At 62.7% G+C, this 16,926-nt stretch carries 14 protein-coding genes, 1 other RNA gene and 1 pseudogene; 6 read left to right on the top strand and 10 right to left on the bottom strand.

Annotated elements, in window-relative coordinates:
* Positions 1–66 precede the first annotated feature (66 nt).
* The 8 genes and pseudogenes from HB375_RS07485 to HB375_RS07450 all read right to left on the bottom strand — a co-directional run bounded on the left by HB375_RS07485 (position 67) and on the right by HB375_RS07450 (position 6,397).
* Positions 67–1,584, bottom strand: coding sequence for a DegQ family serine endoprotease (locus HB375_RS07485; protein WP_205800087.1), 1,518 nt, complete (start codon positions 1,582–1,584; stop codon positions 67–69).
* Between the two features lie 189 nt (positions 1,585–1,773).
* Positions 1,774–1,965: a DUF2065 domain-containing protein gene (locus HB375_RS07480; protein WP_167672336.1), complete on the bottom strand. Its 192-nt coding sequence runs from the start codon at positions 1,963–1,965 to the stop codon at positions 1,774–1,776.
* Between the two features lie 12 nt (positions 1,966–1,977).
* Positions 1,978–2,889, bottom strand: coding sequence for a protease modulator HflC (gene hflC, locus HB375_RS07475; RefSeq protein WP_167672335.1), 912 nt, complete (start codon positions 2,887–2,889; stop codon positions 1,978–1,980).
* On the bottom strand, positions 2,886–4,034 hold the full coding sequence (gene hflK, locus HB375_RS07470) for an FtsH protease activity modulator HflK (RefSeq protein WP_167672334.1): 1,149 nt from the start codon (positions 4,032–4,034) through the stop codon (positions 2,886–2,888). The genes hflC and hflK overlap by 4 nt, the downstream gene beginning before the upstream one ends.
* Before the next feature lie 134 nt (positions 4,035–4,168).
* On the bottom strand, positions 4,169–4,681 hold the full coding sequence (locus HB375_RS07465) for a dihydrofolate reductase (RefSeq protein WP_167672333.1): 513 nt from the start codon (positions 4,679–4,681) through the stop codon (positions 4,169–4,171).
* Positions 4,682–4,773: 92 nt separating this feature from the next.
* A pseudogene (locus HB375_RS07460) lies at positions 4,774–5,274 on the bottom strand (GNAT family N-acetyltransferase); the annotation flags it as partial.
* Positions 5,275–5,289: 15 nt separating this feature from the next.
* Positions 5,290–5,595: a DUF2293 domain-containing protein gene (locus HB375_RS07455; RefSeq protein ID WP_167672331.1), complete on the bottom strand. Its 306-nt coding sequence runs from the start codon at positions 5,593–5,595 to the stop codon at positions 5,290–5,292.
* 7 nt (positions 5,596–5,602) lie between these two features.
* Entirely contained in the window at positions 5,603–6,397 is a 795-nt protein-coding gene (locus tag HB375_RS07450) for a thymidylate synthase (RefSeq protein WP_167672330.1), read from the bottom strand.
* Positions 6,398–6,477: 80 nt separating this feature from the next.
* Here HB375_RS07450 and ssrA point away from each other — a divergent pair.
* The 6 genes from ssrA (at position 6,478) to HB375_RS07420 (ending at position 11,755) form a co-directional block, all read left to right on the top strand.
* Positions 6,478–6,834, top strand: a transfer-messenger RNA (tmRNA) gene (gene ssrA / locus HB375_RS07445).
* Between the two features lie 22 nt (positions 6,835–6,856).
* Positions 6,857–7,468 (top strand): SspB family protein, encoded by a 612-nt coding sequence (locus HB375_RS07440; RefSeq protein WP_167672329.1) that lies wholly within the window; start codon positions 6,857–6,859, stop codon positions 7,466–7,468.
* A 124-nt stretch (positions 7,469–7,592) separates the two neighbouring features.
* Positions 7,593–9,731: a hybrid sensor histidine kinase/response regulator gene (locus HB375_RS07435; protein WP_343232375.1), complete on the top strand. Its 2,139-nt coding sequence runs from the start codon at positions 7,593–7,595 to the stop codon at positions 9,729–9,731.
* 196 nt (positions 9,732–9,927) lie between these two features.
* Complete coding sequence (fumC, locus tag HB375_RS07430) at positions 9,928–11,316, top strand: class II fumarate hydratase (RefSeq protein WP_167672327.1); 1,389 nt, start codon at positions 9,928–9,930, stop codon at positions 11,314–11,316.
* A gap of 17 nt (positions 11,317–11,333) precedes the next feature.
* Positions 11,334–11,519, top strand: coding sequence for a DUF4169 family protein (locus HB375_RS07425; protein ID WP_167672326.1), 186 nt, complete (start codon positions 11,334–11,336; stop codon positions 11,517–11,519).
* Between the two features lie 2 nt (positions 11,520–11,521).
* The gene (locus tag HB375_RS07420) at positions 11,522–11,755 is read left to right on the top strand and encodes a ribbon-helix-helix domain-containing protein (RefSeq protein ID WP_167672325.1); all 234 of its coding nucleotides are present in this window, start codon (positions 11,522–11,524) and stop codon (positions 11,753–11,755) included.
* A 9-nt stretch (positions 11,756–11,764) separates the two neighbouring features.
* Here the strand turns inward: HB375_RS07420 and HB375_RS07415 are convergent, their stop codons facing one another.
* Positions 11,765–15,268, bottom strand: coding sequence for an AsmA family protein (locus HB375_RS07415; RefSeq protein WP_167672324.1), 3,504 nt, complete (start codon positions 15,266–15,268; stop codon positions 11,765–11,767).
* Between the two features lie 84 nt (positions 15,269–15,352).
* Entirely contained in the window at positions 15,353–16,768 is a 1,416-nt protein-coding gene (locus HB375_RS07410) for an FAD-binding oxidoreductase (RefSeq protein ID WP_167672323.1), read from the bottom strand.
* Positions 16,769–16,926: the final 158 nt, after the last annotated feature.

Raw genomic sequence — 16,926 nt, 5'->3', positions numbered from 1 at the left:
TCGACACAGCCCAACAAAAAAGGCGGCCCAGAAGCCGCCTTTTTCTCTTTGAAGCTCCGCTTGTCTTTACTCGATCGACAACGCCACGAAGCGCACTTCGCCCTGCGCGTTGGCAACGAGCAGCAGCGCAGACTTGCGGCCCTGGCTCTTCAAGGCATCGATCTTCTTGGTCACGTCGGCAGGAGACGAGACCGGCTCCTGGTTAATCTCGACGATCACCTCGCCCGCCTGGATGCGTTTGTCGGCGGCAGACGAGTTCGGGTCGACGCGGGTGATGACCACGCCCTTCGCGTCGTCCTTGAGGTTGTAGCGGCGGCGCAGGTCGTCGGTGATGCCCGAGAGGTTGAGGCCGAGAGCCTGACGGGTAGCCGTCGGGGTTTCGGTAGAGGGCTGCTGGGCGTTGGCCTGCTTCTCGCCGTCTTCCAGACGACCCAGCGTGACCTGCTTCTTCATCTCCGCGCCCTTGCGGACGATGGTGACTTCCACAGCCTTGCCGACCGGGGTAGAGGCGACGATCCGTGGCAGATCGCGGGAATCCTTCACGTCCTTGCCGTCAAAGCGAGTGATGACGTCGCCGACCTGGAGACCGGCGGGCTTGGCCGGGCCCTTGTCGTCGATACCGGCGATCAGCGCACCGCGGGCGGAGCCGAGATTGAGCGCTTCAGCCGTCGCATCATCCACGTTCTGGATACGGACACCGAGCCAGCCGCGACGGGTCTCGCCGAACTGGCGGAGCTGATCAATAACGGGGACCGCCGACGAGGCAGGCACGGCAAAGCCGATGCCGACTGAGCCGCCGGTCGGCGAGAGAATGGCCGTGTTGATGCCAATGACCTCGCCGTTCATGTTGAACAGCGGACCGCCGGAATTGCCCTTGTTAATCGCAGCGTCGGTCTGGATGTAGTTGTCGTACGGCCCGGAATCGATGTTTCGGCCGCGCGCCGAAATGATGCCGGCGGTCACAGAGCCGCCGAGGCCGAACGGGTTACCAATCGCCAGCACCCAATCGCCGGGGCGCAAGGCGTCGGAATCACCGAACTTGACCGCCTTCAGCGGCTTGTCGGACTTCACTTTGAGAACCGCCAGGTCAACCTTCGTGTCTTTGCCGATGATCTCGGCCTTGAGGCGTGTGCCGTCGGAGAAGATGACGCTGATGTCGTTGGCATCGCCGATCACGTGATTGTTGGTCACCACGATGCCCGAGGGGTCGATGACGAAGCCCGAGCCGAGGGAGTTCGACCGACGCGGGCGCGGAACGTTGTCGCCGTTGCCCTGGCCTTGGCCCTGACCGCGACGATTGAAGAATTCCTCGAACAGGTCCTCGAACGGCGTTCCGGGCGGCAGCTGAGGCAGCGTGCGGTTGCGGGTTTCAACCGTGGTCGAGGCGGAAATGTTGACGACCGCGCTCGTCACCTCCTCCGCCAGATCGGCGAAGGATTCCGGGGCGCCGCGGGCCTGGACAGCGACCGGCATCGCCGTCGCTAAAAAGGTCAGGACTGCGAAGCAGGATGCGGCCAGCCGGCGCAGGGGACGCTGAGGCGGCGTCGAAACGGTCGGCGCCAGCGCGTTCATGGCGAAGGTCATCGAAGATCCTCTCTTGGAGAATATGGACATAGATCGTTGTCGTGTTCTGTCATTCAAGCGCCGATTGCGGCGGAAGCGGGGCCAGCGTCGAGAGCTTGATCATGTCTCTTTGAAACACGATCAAGCTCTCGTTTGCTTTTGCCGCATGATCCGAGCGAACAACCGGTGTCCACGGGTCTCGATCATGCTCTAGCCGAACTGCCGGACAAGCCAGATGACGCCGAGGCCGACGACGGCCGAAATGATGCCGACAAGCCTCATCCGGTCGCTGGGGCTGTGGGCGGCCTCGTACATGGCCCGGCGCATTCCGTCAGGGAATGCCGCGAACAAAAGGCCCTCGACCGCGAGAGCGAGGCCGAGGGCTGCGATAAGATCCAGCATATGCGCGCTTTTTTATTGCGCGGGTGCAGGCCGGGCCGAAGAGGCCGGGCCCCCACGGCCGGACGCGCTGTTAAAGTAGCGGAAGAATTCGGAATCCGGGCTCAGCACGAGGCGCGTATCTCCTGATTTGAGACCCGCCTCATACGCCTGCATCGACCGATAGAAAGCGAAGAAATCCGGGTCCTGGCCAAAAGCCTCGGCCAGAATCCGATTTTTATCCGCATCACCCAGACCGCGCAATTCCTCTGCCTGGCGGTTCGCCTCCGCACGTATGACCGTGGCGTCACGCTCCGCCTTGGCGCGAATGGTCTGCGCCCGCTGCTGGCCGTTGGCCCGCAGGTCGGCAGCTTCCCGCTCACGCTCCGTGCGCATGCGCTGATAGACCGCCTGGCTGTTCGCCGCGGGCAGATCGACGCGGGTCAGGCGGACGTCGATCATCTCAATGCCGAGATTGCGCGTCTGCTTGTTCACGTCTTCCTGGATGCGGTTCATCAGATGCGCACGCTCGGTCCGCACGATGGCATCGCGGGAGGCATTCGCCAGGACGTTGCGCATAGCCGAGTTCGTGAAGCTCGCAAGGCGCTGGTTGGCCACAGCGATGCTGTTGACCGCCTGATAGAACTTGAGCGGATCGACGATGCGGTAACGCGTGAAGGCATCAACCTCTAGATTTTGCCGGTCGGCCGACAGCACGGTCTGGACCGGCAGGTCGAGATCGAGAATCCGCTTGTCGAAATACGTCACGTTGTCGACGAGCGGCATTTTGAAATGCACGCCCGGATCGCGGATTTCAGATTGCACCGCGCCGAAACGAAGCACGAGTGCGTACTGCGTCTGCTGGACGATGAAGATCGAACTGAACAGCACGATCGCGGCCAAACCGGCCAGGATCAGCAAGCCCGTGCGAAGAGTCGCGTTGTTCATCGCGTCGCTCCCTGCTGGCCGGCCGCGCCACCCTGAGGCTGAGACTGCTGCCGCCGTTGCATCTCGTTGAGAGGCAGGAACGGCACAACCCCCTGCCCTTTCTGATCGATAATGACCTTGTCTACGCCGCCGAGAACGCGCTCCATCGTCTCGAGGAAAATGCGCTCGCGGCTCACGGCCGGGGCCTTGCGGTATTCCTCATAGACCGACTTGAAGCGAGCTGCCTGACCGGTCGCATCGGCCACCGATTGCTCGCGATAGGCTTCCGCCTGCTGGACCGTGCGGGCTGCATCGCCGCGCGCTTCCGGAACGACGCGGCTCGCGAAGGTTTCCGCCTCGTTCTGAACGCGAACTGCATCCTGCTGTGCGGCGTTCACGTCAAAGAAGGCTTGTCGGACTTCGGATGGCGGCTGCACGGCCTGAAGCTGCACGACGTTGACCAGCACACCGGCTTCATAGGCATCCAAGGTCTGCTGCATGATCTGGCGCACTTCCTGAGAGACGCTGGCCTGTTCGGTGGTGAGAATGGCCTGGATGTTGCGCCGTCCGACGACTTCGCGCATGGCGCTTTCCGCCACGGATTTGACCGTGCCCTGGGGGTTCTGCAGCTTGAACACGAAGTCCTGTGCGCGCGCGGCATTGACCTGCCAGACCACATCGAAATCGATATCGACGATGTTCTCGTCGCCCGTCAGCATCAGGCTTTCTTCAAGCATGTCGCGCGAGCGGCCCTGAGTGCTGCCAACGGAGCGGTAGCCGATCTCGATGCGCTGCTGCTCGGTGACGTTGGGCTTGAGCACCCGGCCGATGGGATAGGGAAGATTATACCTCAGACCTTCGCCGCTGGTGTGCGTGTACTTGCCGAAGATCATGTTGATGCCGACCTCGTTCGGCCGGACCGTATAGAAACCGGTCAGGAGCCAAACGGCGATCACGCCGAGGATAAGAATGGCGAAGCCCTTGCCGCCCATCGAGCCGCCGGGAATGAAATCCTTCAGACGGTCCTGGCCGCGACGCAGGATGTCCTCAAGATCCGGGGGCGTTCCATTGCCCTGCGGGCCCGAGCCCCAGGGGCTCTTGCCGCCGCCAGATCCGCCACGCTGGCCCCAGGGGCCTCCGCCGCCGCTTTGGTTACTCCAAGGCATAGGTCGCCTTTCCTCACTTTGAAAAGACCGGCCGATTGAGCCGATGGATAAGAGCCGGTTGTGGGTGTTGGTTCACACGCCTGTCAAGGCTGCGAATTGGTGATCGTTGCGACTTTCGTCAACCTGAGCAGCGGTTATGAACGCCGTTCGAGGTCGATGAAGGTAAACGAATGCTCATTGTCGGGCCCCTTGGGGTGGTCGACGCGAGCGGTTTCCCTGAAGCGGGAGCGGTCGTAATCCGGAAACACCGCATCGCCCTCCGGGGCCGTGTGAACCTCGGTCAGGTAGATTTTCTGCACCTGCGGCAGACCAATGGCATAGATTTCCGAGCCTCCGGCCACCACGACGGCGTCGGCCCCCATCGTTGCCGCCAGCGCCTCACCCTCCGTGACGGCCTCTTCCCACGTCCGGACAACCTTCACGCCCTCGGCGGAAAAGTTTGGGTCACGGGTCAGGACGATGGTCTCACGCCCCGGCAGCGGCCGACCGATAGATTGGAACGTCTTGCGCCCCATGATCATCGGCTTGCCCCAGGTCAGATCCTTGAAGCGACGCATATCGGTCTTTAGCCGCCAGAGCAGCTTGTTGTCGCGCCCGATGACGCCGTTATCGGCCACGGCGACGACGAGGATGAGGGGAAGTGTCATGGTGCGCGGCGCCCGATTCTGTTTGATCCATGCGGCAAGTTTGTCGGAAATTCGATCCGCGGCAAGCCGCGACAAGGGAGGAGTCAACGCGACTACCCTGCCGCCAACTCCGCCAAGGCCTCGCCCGTGACGCGCTGGACCGTCCATTCGTCCATCGGAAGCGCACCGATGGAGCGGTAGAAGCGCAAGGCGGGCTCATTCCAATCGAGCACCCACCATTCCAGGCGGGGAAGCCCCTCCGCGACACAACGGCGGGCGAGATGTCGCAGCAGCGCCTTGCCGATGCCCTTTGAGCGGAAATCCGGCCGCACAAACAGATCTTCCAGATAGATGCCGTGCCGCCCCCGGAACGTGGAGAAGTTGTAGAACCAGAGGGCGAAGCCCGCAGGCTCGCCGTCCCATTCCGCGATATCCGCGAAAACACGAGGCTGTTGGGCGAAAAGAGCCGCGGCGATGTCCGCCTCGGTCGCATCAACCTCGTGGGCGAGCTTCTCGTATTCGGCAAGTTCGCGGATGAAATCGAAAACAAGGGAAGCGTCGCGCGCTTCGGCTCGGCGGATGGAAAGTGTCATGCCTCCTTGTGCCGAAGCCGATCGGCACTGTCGAGCTTATTCCGGCTCATCCTCCGCCTGCACACGGCGCGGCGAGGCCCAGCCCTCCAAAATCGCGTTCATCTCGTCGAGCACGAAGAAGCGCGCGCTCTCCACGTCGTAGCCTTCATCGAGCAGGCTGTCGTAATCCGTGAACCGATGCCGGATATAGGCCACCAGCGACAACCACGCCGCCGTCTCGGGCGAGGCGGTGTGAAGCCCCCTACTCCCGAGCGCATGGTCCGTGACCGATTCGAATTCGTGGCGCGGAATGCGTGGCGCGAGAATGCGGACGGCGCTCTCGATCGCCTCCCGCCGGTTCATCGATGGCTTAGACTGCGACGGGGGCCTTGATGGCTGGGTGCGGGTCATAATCTTCGATCGCGATGTCGTCGAAGGTGAAGTCGAAGAGCGAGCGCACCGCAGGATTGAGGCGCAGCTTCGGCAGCGGGCGCGGCTCGCGCGTCAGTTGCAGGCGCGCCTGTTCCAGATGGTTGAGATAGAGATGCGCGTCGCCGAAGGAATGCACGAAATCGCCCACCTGCAAGCCCGTCGCCTGCGCCATCATATGCGCGAGCAACGCGTAGGATGCGATGTTGAACGGCACGCCAAGGAAAACGTCCGCCGAGCGCTGATAAAGCTGGCAGGACAGGCGTCCTTCCGCGACGTAGAACTGGAACAGGCAATGGCAGGGCGCGAGCGCCATCTTGTCGAGATCGGCGGGATTCCAGGCCGAGACGATCAGCCGACGCGAATCGGGATTGCGGCGGATTTCGTCGAGCACCCATTGGATCTGGTCGACGGCGCCGCCATCCGGCTTCGCCCATGAGCGCCATTGCTTGCCGTAGACAGGCCCGAGATCGCCGTTCTCGTCGGCCCATTCGTCCCAAATCGTGACGCCGTTGTCCCGGAGATAGCGGGTATTGGTATCGCCCTTCAGGAACCACAGAAGCTCATGCACGATCGAGCGCAGATGCAGCTTCTTCGTCGTCACCAGCGGAAAGCCCTGGCTCAGATCGAACCGCATCTGGTGGCCGAAGACGGAAATCGTCCCGGTTCCGGTCCGGTCATCCTTGCGGACGCCTTCATCCATGATGCGGCGAAGAAGATCGTGATAGGCTTGCATGATGGCTCCTCGCCTTAATCCTACGCCAGCGGGGCCGTGCCTTCCGAGAGGCCATCTCGTCCCCGGCGAACTTGTCCCCCGCTCTTTCAAAATGGTTTTGCCTTTCTTATATTGCCACTGCCCGCCGCAAGGCTGGCTATGGCGATAAACGGCTATCGGAATAAACCCATCGGACCCGGGGGCGGTACCCGGCGCCTCCACCAAAACCCAGGCTCTGCATGGGTTTTGGCGGGGGCGAAATAGGATCGACGAGGGCGTAAAGGGTAGACTTTTGCTCGGAATGGTTCCGCCGTTATCGGGCCGATTCAATAGTTGCCAACGACAACTATGCTCCGGTTGCAGTGGCTGCGTAAGCGGTCCCTAAAGCCGACTCAAAGTCCTAGCGGTTAGCACCGTTAGGCGGGGTTCGGAGGCACCTGGCAACAGAAGCCTCCACTTTCTTTTTTCAAGGGCTCCCATATGGCCGGTAAAGACCTGATCCGCTACGATCTCCTGGTGCAGGACGCCCTGAGGGGCGTTGTGCGCAAAGTGTTGATCGATGCCGGGAAGGACGGTCTTCCGGGCGAGCATCACTTCTACATCTCCTTCCGCACCGATTTTCCGGGCGTGCGGCTCTCGAACCGCCTGCGTGAAAAATATCCGCAGGAGATGACGATTGTCATGCAGCACCAGTTCTGGGACCTTGGCGTCACCGAGCACTCTTTCGAAATCGGCCTGTCGTTCTCCGGCGTGCCGGAGCGGCTGCTCGTCCCCTTCGATGCACTGACCGGTTTCTTTGATCCTTCCGTGCAGTTCGGGCTGAAGTTCGACGGAGAGGACGAGGACAAGGAAGAGGCGGAAGTACCCGTTGCACCTCAACCGGTTCAAAGAAATGGCTCCGAACCGGTCGCGTTGAAGCAACCGCGCAAGACGTCCGCCGACAAGGTATCGGAAAAGAAGAAAACCGAGTCGCCTGCTCCGGTCGAAAGCGCAAGCGACGCTGAAAAAGCCGCCCAACTCGCTGCGACGGAATCCGCTTCTTCGGGCAGCGCCGAGGTCGTCAGCCTCGATGCTTTTCGTAAGAAGAATTGAGGCCCCTGAGACAATAACGACGCGTGAGGCGATCTCGACTCGGGATATGGCGGCATATATTCTCGCTTAACTCTTTGTCTGTGAGCCTTGAGGGCCTTCTTAGGGGGACCGGGCCTTTCAAGATCTGGAGGTCAATCTGCCGGGCTCCCGCGCCTACCCACCCGTCGATTTCAAAGCGCTGTACAACGCAAGCCCGAACGCTTGCGCGCTGCTGTCGCCTGACTTCACGATCGTCGAGACAAACGACGCGCTTCTGCGACTTGCGATGCGTCGCCGCGACGACATTATCGGGCGCAACATCTTCGAAGCCTTTTCAAAACCGGCTGACGAGCGAGCCGAAGTCGACATCGAAAAGCTAAGATGGTCGCTCGAGCGCGTTATCGAACGTCGCCAGCCCGACTATATCCCGATCATTCATTATGACATCACGCTGCCCGACGGCCGCTTCGAGGAGCGATACTGGAGCGTGACCAATACGCCTCTGCTGAACGAGGCCGGCGAGTTGACCTTCATTCTCCACTTTCCGGTGGATGTCACCGAGCTTCACAGACTGCGGCGCGCCAATTTCCAGACCGGACAAACCCGCGGCGTTTCCGAGATGATTGAGGGCGAGATCCTCAGACGGGCGCAGGCGGTGGAGGAAGTCAACGAAGAACTCCGCGAGGAGCAGAAGCATCTGCGGAGCCTTTTTGAGCAAGCCCCCGGCTTTATCGCCGTTCTGAGCGGCCCCGATCACGTCTACGAGTTGGCAAACCGCGCTTATCTCCAAGTCGTCGGCCGCCACGACGTCGTGGGCAAAACCGTCGCGGAAGCATTGCCGGAGATCGCACAGCAAGGCTACGTGGAGATTCTCGATCAGGTTTACGCGAGCGGGCAGCCCTATGTCGGCCGCGGCATTCGAGTTTTTTTCCAGCCAAAGCTCTCGGAGCCGCCAACAGAGGGCTTTTACGACATTGTCTTTCAACCGATCTTCGACCGGAGTGGGTCGACTGTCGGCATCCTCATCCAAGGCAACGACATCACCGAGCAGAAGCACGCCGAGGATGAACTGCGCGACTATCGCGAGCATCTCGAAAGGCTCGTCCAGGAACGCACGCGCGCGCTCGAACAAAGCGAAGCCCAACGCCGACAGGCTCAACGCATGGAAGCCATCGGCCAACTCACCGGAGGCGTTGCACACGACTTCAACAATCTTCTTGCCATCGTCATCGGGAATCTCGAGCTCGCGCAGAAAAGGATTTCCGAGCCGCGCGTGGATCATCTGCTCGAAAATGCCATCCAGGCCGGAGAGCGGGGCGCCAAGCTGGTGCGCCAGCTTCTCGCTTTCGCGCGCAAACAGTCGCTCTCACTCGAATCGACGGACCTGCCGCAGACGATCAGACAGATGCGCGACCTGCTGAAGCGCACCATCGGGCCGAACATCACCATCGAAACCGATTTGGAGGAAGGGCTCTGGCCGGTCGTCACCGATAAGGTGCAGCTGGAAACGGCGCTTCTGAATCTTGCCATCAATGCGCGGGACGCGATGCCATCGGGCGGGACGCTCATCATCGCCGCGCGCAATGTCAAAAGCCCCGCCGTACCCGAAGATCTCGCCATCGGCGAGTACGTCCGAATTTCCGTTAGCGACACCGGCGTCGGCATTCCAGAGGAATTGCACGCCAAGGTCTTCGAGCCCTTCTTCACGACCAAGGAGGTCGGCAAAGGCACGGGCCTGGGGCTCAGCCAGATTTACGGCTTCGTCAAACAACAGGGCGGCAGCGTTACGCTTCACAGCGAGGCCGGACGCGGCACAGAGATCGCCCTCTATCTCCCGCGCACACAATCCGCACCGCAATTGGAAGCCTCAAAAGCGTCCCTTGCGGAGTTCCACGGAGCCGGAACGCATCTTCTGGTCGTCGACGACGATCCCGGCGTTCGGGCTTTCGTTGTCGAGAGCTTGCGGACGGTCGGATACCGGGTCAGCCATGCCGAGAGTGGCGAGAAAGGCCTGATCATGCTGCGACTGCACGACGATATCGCGCTGATCATCGCCGACTTCGCGATGCCCAATCTCGACGGCCTGGGCTTCATCCAGGCTGCAAGGAAGAACAGGCCCGATATCCCGGTCATCCTGATGACCGGCTATGCCAATGTCGAGCGTCTGACCGAGAAGCATTTGCAGAACGTCCCCCTGGTCCTGAAGCCTTTCGGCCTCGAAACCCTGCTGAAAACCGTTCAGGATTCTTTGTGCCAGGCTCGGTCCCGACCGTCTCAGGCGTGACCGGACGCAGTCGGCGCGCTGCCGGGCGATTGGCAAAAAGGCGAAGAGAATTCGGGAGGCCGGCGCGAACTGGCTGAAAGCCTAGCATTTTGCGGGTTTCAATTGTGAGATTTTGTAAGGCGTCGATGCTTCTTGAGGAGTTGCGAGCGCGAAACTTTGGGATATGAACACCCAACCCCATGTTAAGAGGTCCAGGATGTCGTCCACCCGCATCGAAACAGATACCTTCGGCCCCATCGAAGTTCCCGCCGACAAGCTCTGGGGCGCCCAGACCCAGCGCTCGATCCAGAACTTCCGCATTGGCGGCGAGCGGATGCCGCTCCCCCTCGTCCACGCGCTTGCCATCGTGAAGCAGGCTGCGGCCCTGGTGAACAAGGACCTCGGCAAGCTCGAAGGGCGCCTCGCAGACGCAATCACCGCGGCTGCGGCCGATGTGGTCCAGGGCAAGTATGACGACGAGTTTCCGCTGGTTATCTGGCAGACGGGCTCGGGCACTCAGTCCAACATGAACATGAACGAGGTGCTCTCGAACATCGCCATCGAGCGCCTCGGCGGCGAGCGCGGCTCCAAGAAGCCGGTTCACCCGAACGATCACGTTAATATGGGCCAGTCGTCGAACGACTCGTTCCCGACTGCCATGCACATCGCCGTGGCGCGCGAGATCAACGACCGCCTCTTCCCCGCGCTGCGACACCTGCTGAAGGCGCTGAAGCAGAAGGAAGTCGCCTTCAAAGACATCGTCAAGATCGGCCGCACGCACCTTCAGGACGCGACGCCGGTCACCCTCGGCCAGGAATTCTCGGGCTACGCCGCGCAGGTCGAGCTTGCCATCGCCCGCATCGAAGTAACCCTGCCGGGGCTCTATGCGCTGGCGCAGGGCGGCACCGCCGTCGGCACGGGCCTCAATGCCCATCCCGAATTCGCCGAGCGCTTCGCCGGGAAGGTCAAGGAGCTGACCGCCCTGCCCTTCACCTCAGCCCCGAACAAGTTCGAAGCGCTGGCAACGCATGACGCGCTGGTCTTCACGCAGGGCGCGCTGGCGAGCCTCGCGGCGGGCCTGTTCAAGATCGCCAACGATATCCGCCTGATGGGCTCCGGCCCGCGCTCGGGCCTGGGCGAGATTTCGCTGCCCGAGAACGAGCCCGGCTCGTCGATCATGCCCGGCAAGGTCAACCCGACCCAAGCCGAGGCCCTGACCATGCTCTGCGCTCAGGTGGCGGGCAACCAGACCACTGTGACCTTCGCGGGCAGCCAGGGCCATTTCGAACTGAACGTGTTCAAGCCGGTCATCGCGGCCGCGGTGCTGCAGTCGATCCGCTTGCTGGCAGATGGCGCGATTAGCTTCACGGATAACTGCGTCGTCGGCATCGAGCCGAACCACGACCGCATCGGCGAGCTGATGCAGCGCTCATTGATGCTGGTGACGGCGCTTGCGCCCCTCATCGGCTACGACAAGGCGGCTGCCATCGCCAAGGCGGCGCACAAGAACGGCACGACCCTGAAGGAAGAAGCTCTCAAGGCCGGTGTCTCGGAAGCCGATTTCGAGGCCGTCGTGCGGCCCGAAACGATGCTGGCGCCGCAATAAGGGTGAATCGAGGCCCCATGGCCGAGATCGTCAATCTGCGCCAGGCGCGCAAACAGAAGGCGCGGGCCGACAAAGAGGCCCGCGCTACCGAAAACCGCATTCTCTTCGGCCGCACCAAGGCCGAGCGCGAGAAGACGAAGGCGGAGCGCGAGCTGGCCGAGCGCCGGCTCGACGCCCTCAAACGCGATGACGAGACACCCTGACCATGGGCGCGGGCATCGTCAAACACTCCGTCTCCATTGCCGGACACCGGACGAGCATTTCTTTGGAAGAGCCGTTCTGGGAAGCCCTGCGGCAGATCGCCGACAAGCAATCCCTCTCCGTTCAGGCGCTCATCGGGCTGATCGATGCCGAGCGCGGCGAGCAGAACCTCTCATCCGCCATCCGTGTCCATGTGCTGAGAAGCCTGCAGGCGGTCTCGGGGCCGGAAACACGCTGAGCAAATGCGCTAACCGCCAGGTCGTCCCTGAACCGACGGCGGCGGCTTCAACTCAATCGCCGGCGTCAATGGCGGCAGGGCGAACGGCGATGACGCCGGGTCCGGCGCGGGCTCTTCGCTGTTCTGCCTCTGGGCTTGGAGACGGGCCGCCTCTTCAGCCGCGGCCTTGGCGCGCTGCCGCTCCGCCTCCAACTGGCGCTGCCGTTCGGCGGCCGCTTTTTCGAACGCCTCGATCTTTTCCAGCTCGCGTTTCAGCACGATAGCGGCAAGGCCGTTGCGGAAGGGGCTGACATCGACCTCGCGGGTCGGCGAGGTGAACGAGCCGCGCCAGTTCAGCCCGATGGAGGGCGGTGCTCCGCTCCAGACGGCGGGCGATGCCTTTGCGGTCAGCGCCCCCCGCGTCTCAAAGGTCAGGTTCTTCAGGTCGTAGGTGACTGCACCCTGCCAGACGGAGGGGCCATTCTCGACGACGAAGGGCGACAGGCGCAACGCCCCGCCGACAATGGCGGCTGAGGTCGTTACCGCAGAGGCCATGAGGGGAGCGCGGTTCAATTCCCCGCCGAGGATACCCTCGGCCTTGCCCTCGCGGAGCGGATCGCTATCAGCCAGAACCTTTTTCAGCGAGCGGTCGAAGGCCGACGGATCGGCAGCCGGAACGCGCAGGTTCGCGATGCGCCAGTCGCCCGCCGCGCCGAGATTGGCAATCAGACCCGAAACGTTCTCCGCGGCCGTGCCAAATTTCAACGGCCCCGACAGGGACGCATCAATCGGCGTCGCGCCGACGAGTGACCAGAGTGGCACATCCCGCAAGGTCGCATCGCCCACCACAGTGGCAAGGCTGCCCTGACGGGTAATCGTCGCGGAGCCCGTTAGCCGTCCGGTGCCGAGCATGACGTCCAGGCTCTTGATTGTGATGCCGTCGGGCATCGTTTCGACCGCGAAGTTTGCGCGTGTACCCATCACCCCGCGTCCGAGGTCTAGTTGCGCGGCCCGGAACAGCACATGGCCGCCGACGAGCGAGCGCATGTTGTCGCCGAAGCGGGCAGTAGACCAGGGCGAGGCTGCAGTGCCTTCGGTCACAGGAGTGTCCAGCGCGAAGGCGCTGACGAGCCACGGCAGGGACAGCTTTTCGACGGAAATCTCACCGGCGATGTCCGACCGCGAGCGGGCCGACAGACGTCCCTGGACGGGATTGCCCGCGACCTGCCCGGAAATGTCGAACAGGGTGGCATCGCGCTCCCGGCCCAGAGTCACCCGCGCCTTCGCGGGTACAGCCGAGGAACCGCCCATAGCCCCCTCACCCAGCAGGGCCATAAAGGGCGTCAGATCGGAGGTCGAAAGCTCGGCCTCGCCGCTGTCTACCACGTCGTCATCGGCGCTGAGTGCGAAGGGACGGCTGGTCGCGACTTTCACGCCGCCCACATCGCCGGCAATGGTCATGTTGAACAGGCCGGAGCTTGTCCGCGTGCCGCGCAGGTCGATGGTCGAGGGCCGATCGAGTCCCGGTGCATTCGGACGGCTCACCCACCGGCCCGTCTTGTCGGTCGCGAGGCTGACGGCGAGATTTTCGGTGCGCCCGTCCAGACCATCGATGTGCCCTTCGAAGCTACCTCCCGCAACGCTTCCCTTCACCGTCGTCCGAAGGCGGGTGCGCGACAGGTCTGGCACGGCGCCAATGCGCTCCGTCACGACATTCAGATCGAGCGATCCATCGCGCACGAACGACGGCACGAGTTTCGAGATGCCGCCGATCCACACACTGCCCAAAAGGTCGACGAGAGGCGCGGCTCGTTGCGCGGTCACTTTTCCTTCGATCCGGCCGGTCCCATCGGGCGCGATGCGGCCGCTCACGCGGGCATTGGCCCCGGCGAGATCGACGATATCGAGCGACTCCACGAGAAGCGCCGGGCCGTCGGAGAGAACCCGCGCCGAAATGCGGCCGTTGCTGTGGTCTTTACCCGCGCTGACGCCGCGCGCATCGAGGATAAACCCGACATCCATGTTCTTCGTGGTCTCGAAGATGCTGGAGACGCGCGGCAATTGGTCGAGATTCAAGTTCTGGATGCCGACCTGCGCCTCGAGCTTGCCGCGTCCCTCAGGCTCCGGCGCGGTATAGCGGAGATTGCCCGTCAGGACCGCATCGCCCGTCTTCACGCGCATCCGGTTGAAGGACAGAACGGGGCTCACCACCGCAACGTCCGACGACATCTCGAAGGGGCGTCCGTCAAGGATCCTCAGGAACGGCGAGCGAATGTTGATGCGGTTGAGGTAGCGCGCCAGACGGTCAGAGGCGTTGGAAGCAAGCGCCACCTTGCCGGCGATGCCGCCCTGCACCTTCGAGCCGAGCTCACCCTGCAGCGCGACCCGCGTATCCCCGGGAGCCTGGAACTCGATCCGGTCCACCCGTGCTTTTCCGCCGAGGAGCGACAGGCGTAAGGCGGCGTTTGACAGATCCTCCTGGCCCAGGCCGATACTGTCGATCTTCAGGTCTAGATCGATGGGGAAGGTCGTCGGCGGGATGGTCCATTGCTGGAGCCGGGTCGTGAAATCCTGGCCGTTCGAGGACAGGAGGAAGCTGTCCGCATCGAGCCGCCGGCCCTCGAGCTTGAGGCTCACATGCGGATCTTTCAGCTGCACGCTTCCTGCGCCGGTCATGCGTAGGCTCGCGCCCCCTTCCCCGGCTTCGACGCTGACCGGGTCGAGGGCGAGGTTTTTCCCCTCGGTCCGGAACTGCGTCTCGATGATGATCGGGATCGGAATACCCGCCGCGGCTACCTGAGCCGGTGGCCCGAGCAGGAATTTTGCCTTGCCGGCGATGCTCGGCGTCACCTCGTCTCCGTCGAGGATGAATTTCGCATCGATGTCGAAGCGCGGATGGATGTCACCGCCGCCCGCAAGCTTGACCTGAAGCGTCTTCTCCGGCGTCACCTCGCCTGTCACGACACGGAAAGGAACGCCCGCGGCCACGCCCTCGACTCGCCAGGGCCCGGCGAGCTTCTGACCCGCGATACGGACATTCTCGACATAGATTTGGTCCGTTCGGCCGGTGCTCGGCGTCTGGGTCGTGACCAGGAGATGCGCAACGGCGAGGTTGTCGATGGCCCATTCGCGACCTCCGGCACGACCCGAGAGGAATTCGGGCGGCAACCGCCAGCCGCCATCGGCGGACACGGGGACATGAAGATCGACCCGTCCGATGCGCGTCTGGGTCACCCGCACCTCGCCCCGCAGCAAAGGCGCCAGCGCCAGCTCGGCCCAGACGAGATCGGCGGCGAGGCTCGGCGAGTCCGGCGTCTTTCCCGCCAGGCTCAGGTGCTCCACACGGATTTTGGGCGACGGCAGCAGACGAACAGCAATCCGCCCACGGGTCTGCGCCTCTGTGCCGGAGGCACGCGACAGGACCCGGTCGATGACGCCGCGGTGGGCATCCCAATCGATGAAGGGCGGGGCAGCAACCGCAGCCGTGAGGATCAGGATCACGATGGCTGCGATAATCGTCAGGATATCGCGCAAGAGGCGGCCTTTTCTCCGGTTCGTCGCCTGAGGTTTATCCCAGCGACACGGTTAGCGGGAGCGCGCCGACAGAGGCTTCCACTGTCAAAACGCAATAACCTTACCTGGGTTCATGATGTTGAGCGGGTCGACCGCCTGTTTCAAGACACGCATGAGGCCCAAGGCTGCCGGTCCATGCTCGATCTCGAGATATTTCATCTTCTTCTGGCCGACCCCGTGTTCACCTGTGCAAGTGCCCTCCATGGCCAGCGCCCGGCGCACGAGTCGGTCGACGAAAGCCTCGCAAGCGGCGACTTCCGCCGGATCGTCCGTATCGACAAGCGGCTGAACATGGAAATTACCGTCGCCCACATGTCCGACAATAGGGGCAATCAACCCGCTATCCAAAATGTCACGCTTGGTCTCATCGACGCACTCTGCCAGACGCGAGATGGGGACGCATACGTCCGTTGCAACCGATTGCGCCCCCGGTCGCAGGCCCCGCGCCGCCCAATAGGCGTCATGACGAGCCTGCCAGAGCCGTGACCGCTCCTCGGGTTTTGTCGCCCATTCGAAGGGGCCACCCTCGAACTCCGCCGCGATCTCGCCGAAACGCTCCGCCTGCTCCTTCACGCCTGCATCGGTGCCGTGGAACTCCAGGAGGAGAAGCGGGCTTTCCGGCAGGCCGAGCTTGGAATGCAGATTGACCGCCCTCACCTGCACCTCGTCGAGCAACTCGATGCGCGCGACTGGAATACCCGATTGGATCGTCATGATCACTGCGTCGCAGGCAGCCTTAACCGACGGAAACGCGCAGATTCCTGCGGAAATCGCCTCCGGAATGCCCGAAAGCTTCAGGGTGATTTCCGTGATGATGCCGAGCGTCCCCTCCGAGCCGATGAAGAGGCGGGTCAGGTCATAACCCGCCGAACTCTTCTTGGCCCGGCTCGCGGTCTTCACGATCTCGCCATCCGGCAACACGACCGTGAGCGATAGAACGACGTCCTTCATCGTCCCATAGCGCACCGCATTGGTGCCGGATGCCCGGGTTGCGACCATGCCGCCGATGGAGGCGTCAGCGCCCGGATCGATGGGGAAGAACAGCCCCTTGTCGCGTAAGGACTCGTTCAATTCCTTGCGCGTCACGCCGGCCTCGACGACGCAATCGAGGTCCTCTTCGTGGACTGCGACAATCCGCATCATCAGGCTCACATCGACTGACACTCCGCCGAAGGGTGCGTTGATGTGTCCCTCCAGCGAGGTCCCCGTTCCGAAGGGAATGACAGGAACATCGTGCGCCGCACAGAGCTTGACGATGTCGGAGACCTCGTCGGTCGTGCGAGGATAGACCACGAGATCTGGCGGCTGGTTCTTCACCCAGGTCAGCGTATGCCCATGTTGCTCGCGCACAGCGGTGGAGGTGACAACCCGGTCGCCGTAGCGCCTCGCAAGCTCCGCCGTGATCGCGGCGATGGTGGCGTCAGTGGGCTTTGAGCGGGCGGAGGAGAGAGGCGCGTTCATGAATGTTTCAGATCTCGCTGAGATTTTGAATAAACCATAGCTACCAAAAGCGTTGCAAAGACAACACTCTGCATGACAAAGTCGCTCATACCCATATGCATCGCCGCCGAACGTGATCTAATGTTTCACATCGAACAGGAGATCGGTGACGGTATGAC

This window comes from Microvirga terricola (assembly GCF_011777495.1).
Lineage (GTDB): Bacteria > Pseudomonadota > Alphaproteobacteria > Rhizobiales > Beijerinckiaceae > Microvirga > Microvirga terricola.
This window is presented reverse-complemented; position numbering and strand designations above follow the sequence as displayed.

Excerpts from the sequence above, each read along its gene's own strand:
- HB375_RS07485 (WP_205800087.1), bottom strand. The coding sequence starts at position 1,584 with ATGACCTTCGCCATGAACGCGCTGGCGCCGACCGTTTCGACGCCGCCT.
- HB375_RS07480 (WP_167672336.1), bottom strand. The coding sequence starts at position 1,965 with ATGCTGGATCTTATCGCAGCCCTCGGCCTCGCTCTCGCGGTCGAGGGC.
- hflC (WP_167672335.1), bottom strand. The coding sequence starts at position 2,889 with ATGAACAACGCGACTCTTCGCACGGGCTTGCTGATCCTGGCCGGTTTG.
- hflK (WP_167672334.1), bottom strand. The coding sequence starts at position 4,034 with ATGCCTTGGAGTAACCAAAGCGGCGGCGGAGGCCCCTGGGGCCAGCGT.
- HB375_RS07465 (WP_167672333.1), bottom strand. The coding sequence starts at position 4,681 with ATGACACTTCCCCTCATCCTCGTCGTCGCCGTGGCCGATAACGGCGTC.
- HB375_RS07455 (WP_167672331.1), bottom strand. The coding sequence starts at position 5,595 with ATGAACCGGCGGGAGGCGATCGAGAGCGCCGTCCGCATTCTCGCGCCA.
- HB375_RS07450 (WP_167672330.1), bottom strand. The coding sequence starts at position 6,397 with ATGCAAGCCTATCACGATCTTCTTCGCCGCATCATGGATGAAGGCGTC.
- HB375_RS07440 (WP_167672329.1), top strand. The coding sequence starts at position 6,857 with ATGGCCGGTAAAGACCTGATCCGCTACGATCTCCTGGTGCAGGACGCC.
- fumC (WP_167672327.1), top strand. The coding sequence starts at position 9,928 with ATGTCGTCCACCCGCATCGAAACAGATACCTTCGGCCCCATCGAAGTT.
- HB375_RS07425 (WP_167672326.1), top strand. The coding sequence starts at position 11,334 with ATGGCCGAGATCGTCAATCTGCGCCAGGCGCGCAAACAGAAGGCGCGG.
- HB375_RS07420 (WP_167672325.1), top strand. The coding sequence starts at position 11,522 with ATGGGCGCGGGCATCGTCAAACACTCCGTCTCCATTGCCGGACACCGG.
- HB375_RS07410 (WP_167672323.1), bottom strand. The coding sequence starts at position 16,768 with ATGAACGCGCCTCTCTCCTCCGCCCGCTCAAAGCCCACTGACGCCACC.